The 9547-nt window shown below is 43.7% G+C and carries 10 protein-coding genes; 3 read left to right on the top strand and 7 right to left on the bottom strand.

Translation table 11 applies throughout. The features are described 5' to 3' along the window. Positions 1–165 precede the first annotated feature (165 nt). Together FXV77_RS06350 and FXV77_RS06345 are read right to left on the bottom strand one after the other, a co-directional pair. Positions 166–1245 (bottom strand): beta-ketoacyl synthase N-terminal-like domain-containing protein, encoded by a 1080-nt coding sequence (locus tag FXV77_RS06350; protein WP_222867721.1) that lies wholly within the window; start codon positions 1243–1245, stop codon positions 166–168. A gap of 29 nt (positions 1246–1274) precedes the next feature. Continuing rightward, positions 1275–1721, bottom strand: coding sequence for an acyl-CoA thioesterase (locus FXV77_RS06345; protein ID WP_148918351.1), 447 nt, complete (start codon positions 1719–1721; stop codon positions 1275–1277). A 94-nt stretch (positions 1722–1815) separates the two neighbouring features. Between FXV77_RS06345 and FXV77_RS06340 the strand changes: the two genes are divergently transcribed. After that, complete coding sequence (locus tag FXV77_RS06340; RefSeq protein ID WP_148918350.1) at positions 1816–2778, top strand: isopenicillin N synthase family dioxygenase; 963 nt, start codon at positions 1816–1818, stop codon at positions 2776–2778. Positions 2779–2790: 12 nt separating this feature from the next. Next, positions 2791–3327: a dCTP deaminase gene (gene dcd / locus FXV77_RS06335; RefSeq protein WP_148918349.1), complete on the top strand. Its 537-nt coding sequence runs from the start codon at positions 2791–2793 to the stop codon at positions 3325–3327. A gap of 26 nt (positions 3328–3353) precedes the next feature. On the opposite strand, the gene prfB is transcribed toward dcd, so the two are convergent. Further along, positions 3354–4431 (bottom strand): peptide chain release factor 2 gene (prfB, locus tag FXV77_RS06330; protein WP_148918348.1). Its coding sequence is split into 2 segments (ribosomal slippage): positions 3354–4370 and positions 4372–4431, totalling 1077 coding nucleotides; the frame shifts between segments, so codons are not numbered across the junction. Between the two features lie 95 nt (positions 4432–4526). Between prfB and pgi the strand changes: the two genes are divergently transcribed. Further along, positions 4527–6173: a glucose-6-phosphate isomerase gene (gene pgi / locus FXV77_RS06325; protein ID WP_148918347.1), complete on the top strand. Its 1647-nt coding sequence runs from the start codon at positions 4527–4529 to the stop codon at positions 6171–6173. Between the two features lie 34 nt (positions 6174–6207). On the opposite strand, the gene FXV77_RS06320 is transcribed toward pgi, so the two are convergent. From FXV77_RS06320 to FXV77_RS06305, 4 genes are read right to left on the bottom strand one after another with little or no spacing between them, the layout of a single operon-like run. Next, positions 6208–7347 (bottom strand): redoxin domain-containing protein, encoded by a 1140-nt coding sequence (locus FXV77_RS06320; protein WP_148918346.1) that lies wholly within the window; start codon positions 7345–7347, stop codon positions 6208–6210. Between the two features lie 52 nt (positions 7348–7399). After that, positions 7400–8200 (bottom strand): TPM domain-containing protein, encoded by an 801-nt coding sequence (locus FXV77_RS06315; RefSeq protein WP_148918345.1) that lies wholly within the window; start codon positions 8198–8200, stop codon positions 7400–7402. Between the two features lie 7 nt (positions 8201–8207). Next, positions 8208–8642: a TPM domain-containing protein gene (locus FXV77_RS06310; protein ID WP_148918344.1), complete on the bottom strand. Its 435-nt coding sequence runs from the start codon at positions 8640–8642 to the stop codon at positions 8208–8210. A 41-nt stretch (positions 8643–8683) separates the two neighbouring features. Next, a complete protein-coding gene (locus FXV77_RS06305; protein WP_148918343.1) occupies positions 8684–9262 on the bottom strand; it encodes a LemA family protein in 579 nt (192 codons plus the stop codon). Positions 9263–9547 lie beyond the last annotated feature (285 nt).

The raw sequence follows: 9547 nt of genomic DNA, 5'->3' as shown, positions 1-9547 counted from the left end.
ATTCATATTCTAAAAACGTCTTTTATAGTTATTAAAACGTTTAGTGGAAAAAATTAAACGTTTATATGGTATATGTATACGGTAGTATAAGGTATAAGTTCGTTTTGATATAAGTAAATATCGTAGGCTTACAGCAATCTAACGTTATCCTAAATCTAAAGTACGTTAATAGTCGACTTTCTCTATCATCATCGCGGCATTGCTCCCCCCAAAGCCGGAAGCTGTTTTCAACAAACGCATTAATGGTTGGCGGGTTATCGTCCGGATGATGTTCACCGGTTGCGAAACCCCTAATTCTTCAAAACCCAATGTCGGCAGCAGCACATGCTCCTGCATCGCTTTCAACGCAATAACCGTCTCCAGCAAACCAGACGCGCCTAATGTATGTCCATAATAACCTTTCAAGCTATGCATAGGGATTTCTTGAAGCCCTAATCGATGAAACGCAACCGCTTCCATTTCGTCGTTGTATAACGTGGCTGTTCCGTGGGCAGAGATGAAATCGACATCCATTACATCCATGCGCGCTTCATTCGCCGCCCGCTGTATACTCTGCACCAGCCCTTCTCCCGTCCGGGATGGCCCCGAAATATGATTCGCATCGTTTATGGCTGCTTCTCCTACTATCTTAAAGGCTCCCTTTTCTTTAGAAACGTATACACACGCAGCCGCTTCTCCCAACGACACGCCCGCACGATCTTTATCAAACGGCTTGCACGGAAATGGACTCATGGCTTGGAATGCCTGAAAACCGGACAGCACAAATTCACTAACCACGTCTCCAGCTAAAACCACCGCATCATCGTACTGACCAATCTGTATCAGCCTTTTAGCGACGGCTAAAGCTAACAAGCCAGATACACAGGCGTGGGATACGACTATCGGCTGTGTTTTAAAACCCAATGCTTCCGCCGCTTTTTTTGCCAACACCGATAGCGCAGCATCCGATGTTCTCCCTTCTTCCAAAAACGACACGTTGCCTTTCGTCGTTGAAAACACAAATGCCGTGCGTGAAGTAGGTGCATGTTTTGCCACAATCGGCTTTGCCGTCGTAAACAACATACGCTCCAATAGGGTACTATCTTCCGCCGGTGTTAACAGCTCGATGGCCTCCTCTGGGGCTATTTTCGACGTATAGCTATTTTTTATCCGACCGACGTCATGCTGTACAATACCGCTATTTCCCTTCAGCAACTGCGTCCAGTTCGACACCAGATCTATGCCCAACGGACTGACGCAGTTCATTTCGTGTATATATATCGGATCAAACGTCATTACAACAAGCCTACCTTTCTTTTCCAATCCACTACAAAATCAGGAACGTTTAACGACAGGTTTTGTGTGTTGTCCAAAAAGACCTGGATAGTTTCCCCTTGGCAGACCAGCTGATCTTTACTATTGTAAATCTTAAATCGGAAAATCATCTTTGCGGCGAGCGTATCCACGTATGAAGTTACAATACGTGCGGTATCCCCATAACGCAAGGGCAATTTATGCTCGCAGATAGATTTTACGATGGGTGTCGTATACCCTGCTTTTTGTACAGTCAGATAATCAATACCGTAGGTTTTGCCAAAAGCTTCTCTACCTTGCTCAAAATACAGGATATAATGCCCATGCCATACGATACCTAATGAATCCACTTCGCTAAAGCGCACCGGGATAGTCACCGATTCTGTTAGCTCCGATTCTGCATAAAATTGTTCTCTTCTTTTTACCATATAACTAATGGGCTATCAAAATAAGTATCGGCTCAAAACAGTCATTTCTGTAAAGCAAAGGTATAATTTTCTTATCTTTACCACAAAAAACACCATGGCATTAGTAAACATCCCCCGGTTGGATTTGCTTCAATATACGCAGGGAAGTGCGGAAGAACAGAAACAATTTGTACAAGATATAGGAACGGCATTTAACGAAACGGGATTCGTCACCATCGCAAATCATGGGTTAAGCCAAGAGTTGATTGATGAACTCTATGCGGTTGTCAAAGCTTTTTTTGATCTTCCGGAAGCGGTCAAGCGCAAGTATGAATTTCCGGAACTAGCCGGACAACGGGGGTATACCGCCAAAGGCAAAGAGAAAGCGAAAGACGCTAATACACCAGACTTAAAAGAATTTTGGCAACGGGGACAAACCATCGTAGGCGAGGATTATTCTAAAACTGATTTTCCAGATAACATTATCGTGGAAGAACTGCCTAGATTCAACGAAGTAACAGGAGAAGTCTACAAAAGACTGGAGAATGCCGGACGTGATTTACTTAAAGCCATCGCCTCTTATTTAGATTTGGAAGAAGGCTATTTTGAAAAATTTGTCATCAACGGCAATTCTATTCTGCGGGCTATCCATTATTTCCCTATTGAAAATCCAGACATTATACCGGCTGATGCGGTCCGTGCCGGTGCGCATGAAGATATCAATTTAATTACCTTACTTATCGGAGCCAGCGCTGATGGTCTGGAAGTGTGGACAAAAGACGGCGAATGGTTTCCCATCAAAGCTAAAGGAGAAGATATTGTGGTCAATGTTGGTGATATGTTGCAACGATTAACGAACAATAAACTGAAGTCTACCACCCATCGCGTCGTGAACCCACCAAGAGAACTCATGAAGACATCTCGTTATTCCGTACCTTTCTTCCTACATCCAAAAGCTTCCATGAGCCTAGCTTGTTTGGATTCCTGTATTTCGGAAGATTATCCTAAAGCATATCAAGATTATACTGCCGGTCAATATTTGGATGAGCGTCTACGCGAGATCGGGTTGAAAATGTAATAACAAAAAACAATGATATTATCAGATAAAAGAATTCTAGAAGAAATAGATAAGGGCACGATTGTGATCGAGCCGTTCGATCGGAAATGCCTGGGAACGAACTCCTACGATGTGCATTTGGGGAAGTATCTGGCCACCTATAAAGACGCTATACTGGATGCAAAAAAACACAACGAAATAGCACATTTTGAAATACCGGAAGAAGGGTATATCCTTCAGCCCGGAAAGCTCTATCTGGGCGTTACATTAGAGTACACAGAAACACACGGGCACGTCCCTTTTTTGGAGGGAAAATCCAGCACCGGCCGGTTAGGCATCGACATTCACGCGACGGCGGGTAAGGGTGATGTGGGTTTCTGCAATACATGGACGCTGGAAATATCCGTAGCACAGCCCGTCCGGGTCTATGCCGGCATGCCTGTAGGGCAGCTAATTTATTTCGTTGTAGACGGTGATATCGAAACCTTGTATAACACCAAAGGAAACGCCAAATACAACAATAAAACCATCCGCCCGGTAGAGAGCATGATGTGGAAAAACGCATTTTAAAAGGGAAGCTGCGCACAGCTTCTCTTCTAAAATTCCATTAAATAAGCTTTTAAAAATTCATCGAGTTCGCCATCCAGTACGGCTTGCGTATTAGATGTTTCTACATTTGTCCTTAAATCCTTGATCAACTTATAGGGATGCAATACGTAGTTACGGATCTGCGATCCCCATTCTATCTTTTTCTTGGAGCCTTCAATGGCGGCTGTCGCTTCCTGCCGTTTACGCATCTCGATCTCATAAAGCTGAGATTTCAATAAGCGCAACGCATTTTCTTTATTCTGGAGCTGTGAGCGCGATTCCTGGTTCTTGATAATGATTCCTGTTGGCTTATGGTGTAGGCGGACTGCTGTCTCGACTTTATTGACATTTTGACCTCCGGCACCACCGGAACGGAAAGTATCCCACTCTATTTCGGCATCTTTCACCTCAATCTCGATATTATCATCTACCAACGGATAAACATATACCGAGGCGAAGGATGTATGTCTTTTCGCATTGGAATCAAATGGGGAAATCCGAACCAAACGGTGTACGCCATTTTCTCCTTTCAGGTAGCCATAAGCAAAATTGCCAGATAATTGCAATGTCACTGTCTTAATTCCGGCTACATCGCCTTCCTGGTAATCCTGTTCCACGACTTTGCAGCCGTGTTTTTCACCCCACATGATGTACATGCGCATCAACATAGAAGCCCAGTCGCAAGATTCGGTGCCGCCCGCTCCGGCAGTAATCTGTAAAATAGCGTCAAGCTGGTCTTCTTCAGAGCTGAGCATATTTTTAAATTCCAACTCCTCAACTTGGTAAAGAGCCGATTCATATTGTTCATTCGCCTCTTGCTCACTCGCGTCACCAGATTGAAAAAACTCGTACATGACGCCCACATCTTCTACCGCGGCAGACACGTCGTCGAAATGCTCGGTCCATACTTTCAAACCTTTAATCTCCTGCAAAACTTTCTCCGCCGCTTTGGGATCATCCCAAAAATCCGGGCGCAAGGTAATCGCTGTTCTTTCTGTTATTTCTGATTTCTTCGCATCAATGTCAAAGATGCCTCCTCAGGGACGTTACTCTATCCCTCAAGTCTTGAATTTGTTCTTTGGTCATGCTCAAAAGTAAAATAAAACCTTCATGAATCCTAATTCAGAAAACAAGGCAAAAAAAGTTATCTTTGGTTTCAGTAAAAACAAACTATTACATATATGTTTCCAAACGTAGATTTTACAACAACACAGGCGTACAAATACTTGGCGGACCATTATATCTCGATTAATGAGAAATCCCTAAAGCAATTATTTGCTGAAGATCCGCAGCGCTTCGAGAAGTTCTCCTTACAATTAGAAGATATTCTATTGGACTTTTCAAAGAACCGGATAGATGATGAGACGTTCGCACTTCTCCTACAACTGGCAAGGGAATGCCAACTAAGAGAAGCGATTGACGCCATGTTCTCCGGTGAAAAAATCAACCAAACAGAGGGGCGGCAAGTATTGCACACTGCACTACGTAACCAATCCACTACTCCTGTATTAGTCGATGGTGAAGATGTTATGCCCCAAGTAAGAGCTGTGCAGGCACAAATGAAAGACTTTACCAACAGGATTATCTCCGGGGAATGGAAAGGTTATACCGGTAAAGAAATAACGGATGTCGTCAATATTGGTATCGGTGGGTCAGATTTAGGACCAGTAATGGTAACCGAAGCTTTGAAAGCTTACAAAACAAGGCTGAACATGCACTTTGTATCCAATGTCGATGGAACACATATCGCCGAGACATTAAAAGAATTAAACCCCGAAACGACATTATTTCTTATCGCCTCCAAGACTTTTACAACGCAAGAAACGATGGCAAATGCTAAATCTGCAAAAGATTGGTTCTTGAAAGCGGGTGCTGTAGAATCCGATGTGGCAAAACACTTCGCCGCATTAAGCACAAACGAGCAGGGCGTAGCTGCTTTTGGTATCGACACCAAAAATATGTTTGAATTTTGGGATTGGGTCGGTGGTCGCTATTCGTTATGGTCGGCCATTGGGTTGTCTATTGCTTTGGGTATTGGTTATGATAATTTTGAACAACTGTTGGAAGGCGCCTATGCCGCGGACATACACTTTAAAGAAACAGAGTTTGAACAGAATATTCCGGTCATACTCGCTTTACTGGGTGTGTGGTACAACAATTTCTTTGATGCGGAAAGCCACGCTATTTTACCGTATGATCAATATATGCACCGCTTTGCGGCCTATTTCCAACAAGGCGACATGGAAAGCAACGGAAAATACATCGATAGGAACAGCAACCGCGTAGATTATCAAACAGGTCCGATTATCTGGGGAGAGCCCGGTACAAACGGGCAACACGCGTTCTATCAACTTATCCACCAAGGCACCAAATTAATTCCTTGCGATTTCATTGCGCCCGCTGTTTCACATAATCCCATCGGCAACCACCATCAATTACTGCTATCTAACTTCTTCGCGCAGACGGAGGCTCTCATGAACGGAAAGGCGGAAGAGGAAGTGGTAAGCGAATTGCAGAAAGCGGGAAAAACAGAACCGGAAATTGCAGCATTGAAAAATTTCAAGGTATTTGAAGGCAACCGCCCAACGAACTCCCTCCTTCTTAAGAAAGTTACCCCCTATACACTCGGCTGTTTGATCGCCTTGTATGAACATAAAATCTTTGTTCAGGGTGTTATCTGGAATATATTCAGCTTCGACCAATGGGGTGTGGAGCTTGGAAAACAATTGGCAAATAAGATTCTTCCGGAATTGGAGGATGATGCCACCGTAAACGCACACGATGCATCTACAAATGGCTTAATTAATCAGTATAAAGCCTGGCGTTAAAAAAAGGGGCGGAAAATAAATCCGCCCCCTTTTTTTAATTCAACACTTCGTTCAGCTTTTCCTCCAATGCAGGTCCTCGCAGATTAGATCCGACAATTTTTCCTTCGGGATCTATTAAATAATTCTGCGGAATACCCCGAATGGAGTATAGCGCTACAACCGGTGATTCCCAAAATTGCAGATCGGACACGTGCGGCCATTGTTCCAATTTATCATCGTGAATTGCTTTCATCCAGTCCTCTTTTTTTCCGGGACGATCGAGTGAAACCCCTAAAACAGTGAAGTTCTTGTCCTTAAATTTTTCGAATGCAGCCACCACCGTCGGATTCTCCTGACGACAAGGGCCACACCAGCTTGCCCAGAAGTCTACCAATACATACTTTCCTCTTAAGGACGAGAGGGAGAAGTCGGTTCCTGTTGTATCAGGTAATGTAAATTCCGGAGCCTCAGCACCGACAGCCAGCTTCTCCATGTTGGCAATTTTCTCCGCTAGGCTCTTCCCCAATTCGGTTCCCTTCAAGCTACTTGATAGGGTTTCGTAACCGGGTTTTACAAAAGTAGTCAGATTTTCGGGGGAAGCTTTCTCATCTAAGATGGTTAATGAAACGTAACTATTCGGGTTAGATTTGACGAACTCCTCATTAATCTCTTCTTGTTTTTCGTAAAGCGCGGATGCCCTCGCTTGAAGCCCTTGAAAAAAGGTTTCATCCTGCTTTTGTTCGTCAGACGCTGCTTGATATTCCGCATCTAGCCCTGCAAATTCTTTATTAATTTCCGTTAGCAAATTTTGATATTTTGCATAGTCATCGTTGATTGCATTTCCACCAGCTTTTGCACTTACAAAATCATCTCCTTCAAATTTTATAACCCCTTTAGCGAGATACACCGAATTAATGGGGGGGCGCGTTCCGCTAGCACGTAAATCGCTCATCGTCTGGTCAGTTGCTGCCAAAATCAACATCGCCTGAGTAGGCTGCGATACCGTGCCTTGATACTTAAAAGCACCGTTGGTTACTGTGGAGGAATCCAACACGGTCTGTCCATTATCCCGATATTGAAAAAAAACCTTTGCCTCTTCTTGAATATTTCCTATTTTACCTTGTAAGGTAAAATCCTCTTGAGCAAATACCATCACTGGAACTGCTCCTAAAACTGTTAATAATAATTTTCTCATTGTTGTATAGTAACGCTAATTATCGCAATTTGTTACAGTCTAATATAAATAATTACCAACGTCCGCTGGCTCCACCACCACCAAAACCACCTCCGCCGAAGCCGCCAAAACCACCTCCGCCGCCTCCACCAAAGCCGCCACTTCCTCCACCACCACTTCTTCCCATACCGCTAAGCAATGTCCACCAAAAGATATCCGAGGCTCCTCTACCTGTCATCACGCGCCCACCGCGCCCACCTCCACCGCCTTTTGAAATCAGGGATATAATGACAACCACTATAACAACAATCAAAATAACGGGTATACCTTCGCCCTTTTCTCGTCTATCCTTAGGATCAGCTTTATACTCCCCTTTTGTATAGGCGATTATAGCATTTGTTGCCGCATCGAGTCCTTGATAATATTGCTGTCGACTAAAATTAGGCCTTATTTCATTCTGGATAATCCGATGCGCGATGATATCGGGTAATGCACCTTCCATACCGTAACCTGTTTGGATAGTCACTGTCCGGTCTTCCAATGCGGCTAATAAAATAACGCCGTTGTTATATTTTTTTCCCCCAACACCCCATTTCTGTCCCAACTGCACGGCATAGTCTGCCACATCATATCCCTCTGTCGAGCGAATTAATACGACCGCAATCTGTGTCGATGTAGTGTCTTCAAATGACAGTAATTTTCGTTCCAGTGCTTGTGTTTCACTACGGCTTAATGTACCGGTGTAGTCTGTAACCAGATGGTTCGGAGCTTCTGGCAGGTTTTGCGAAAAAAGCGAAAAAATCGATCCCAATAGCACAAGGAGCACGCTCCCAATCCATTTGATGGTCGGTTTAAACAATTTATATACTTGCATTGGATTTTTAATTTTTTCCAAAATAGATGTCATCTGGAAGTTCATTCACGTCATCAACACCGCGAGGAAAATATTGCTGTAACTGTTCTCCTACGTCGTGTATCCCTTCTATTAGTCCTTGCACAATGTCATTGCGGCGAAAGAAGGAAATCATGAGTTCTTTGGTTTCGTCCCAAAAATTGGCCTCTACCTTGGTATCTAGACCACGATCGCCTATGATGGCAAATTCGTGGTCATCGATGGCCATAAAAATAAGAACGCCATTACGAAGACCTGTTTTTTGCATTTCCAGCTTCTCGAAATAGAAGACGGCCGCATCCATCGCGGAAGCCGCCTTTAATTTTTTATCGATTACCAGTCGAATCTCGCCCGACGTTTTTGCCTCGGCCACACTAATGGCCTGAACAATACGATCCTGTTCTTCCGTTGAAAATATATCCATATCAAGCCCTCCTACTCGTCTTTCCGTTATGATAATATATATTAAAACTCTACCGTAGGTGCCTTGTCGGATCCTTCCGCTGCCTGAAAAGTTCCTTTCGGTTTAAAACCGAATATTCCGGCCATCATATTATTTGGAAAGCTCCTTACCGTCGTATTATAATCTTGAACGGCTTCATTGTATGAACGGCGTTCTACCGAAATACGGTTTTCCGTACCCTCGAGCTGCACTTGCAATTCTTGAAAGTTCGAATTTGCTTTCAAATCCGGATAAGCTTCCACACTGACTAACAATCTGCCGATGGACTGTGACAGCGCATCCTGGGTTTGTTGATAGTTAGCGATTGCTTCTTCTGATAGATTAGACGGGTCAACTGTAACGGAAGTAGCTTTGGCGCGTGCTTCCACCACTGCGGTCAATGTGCCCTCCTCGTGTTCAGCCGCACCTTTTACTGTTGCGACCAAATTAGGGATTAAGTCTGCGCGACGTTGGTAGGCGTTTTCTACCTGTGCCCACTTTCCTTTTACATTCTCATCTTTGGAGACCATGGTATTATATCCACAAGAGCTGAATGACAGCGCTGTAAACAAACCGACGATTGCAATAACTAATCTTTTCATCTGTAAAATATTATTCAAATTTTTATAAAAATACTAATTATCGTTCTTTTTTCCCGTAAAAAAGAACCAAAAAACTCGTCGCGTCGAATCTTTGAGAAGAGGGATAGTACTAAGGATGAGTTTCTACATACCTCAAAAATTCGGATGCGACCATTCAGGTTAAGGAGGGGGATGGTGCAAAATGCGTAAATAAAAGCGATCAATAAGACTCCGTGGTTATGCGGGCTTAACGGCCTAGCATTGTTCCGCGACAAGCTTTACGCAGACTATTCCGTTAAAAACAGA

It is taken from the genome of Sphingobacterium phlebotomi, from assembly GCF_008180195.1.
Lineage (GTDB): Bacteria > Bacteroidota > Bacteroidia > Sphingobacteriales > Sphingobacteriaceae > Sphingobacterium > Sphingobacterium phlebotomi.
Note: the sequence above shows the minus strand (reverse complement) of the source record. Positions and strands in the feature narration are given on the sequence as shown.

What these genes read in the sequence shown, in the direction of transcription:
- FXV77_RS06350 (WP_222867721.1), bottom strand. Translation starts at nt 1,245, where the DNA reads ATGAACTGCGTCAGTCCGTTGGGCATAGATCTGGTGTCGAACTGGACG.
- FXV77_RS06345 (WP_148918351.1), bottom strand. Translation starts at nt 1,721, where the DNA reads ATGGTAAAAAGAAGAGAACAATTTTATGCAGAATCGGAGCTAACAGAA.
- FXV77_RS06340 (WP_148918350.1), top strand. Translation starts at nt 1,816, where the DNA reads ATGGCATTAGTAAACATCCCCCGGTTGGATTTGCTTCAATATACGCAG.
- dcd (WP_148918349.1), top strand. Translation starts at nt 2,791, where the DNA reads ATGATATTATCAGATAAAAGAATTCTAGAAGAAATAGATAAGGGCACG.
- pgi (WP_148918347.1), top strand. Translation starts at nt 4,527, where the DNA reads ATGTTTCCAAACGTAGATTTTACAACAACACAGGCGTACAAATACTTG.
- FXV77_RS06320 (WP_148918346.1), bottom strand. Translation starts at nt 7,347, where the DNA reads ATGAGAAAATTATTATTAACAGTTTTAGGAGCAGTTCCAGTGATGGTA.
- FXV77_RS06315 (WP_148918345.1), bottom strand. Translation starts at nt 8,200, where the DNA reads ATGCAAGTATATAAATTGTTTAAACCGACCATCAAATGGATTGGGAGC.
- FXV77_RS06310 (WP_148918344.1), bottom strand. Translation starts at nt 8,642, where the DNA reads ATGGATATATTTTCAACGGAAGAACAGGATCGTATTGTTCAGGCCATT.
- FXV77_RS06305 (WP_148918343.1), bottom strand. Translation starts at nt 9,262, where the DNA reads ATGAAAAGATTAGTTATTGCAATCGTCGGTTTGTTTACAGCGCTGTCA.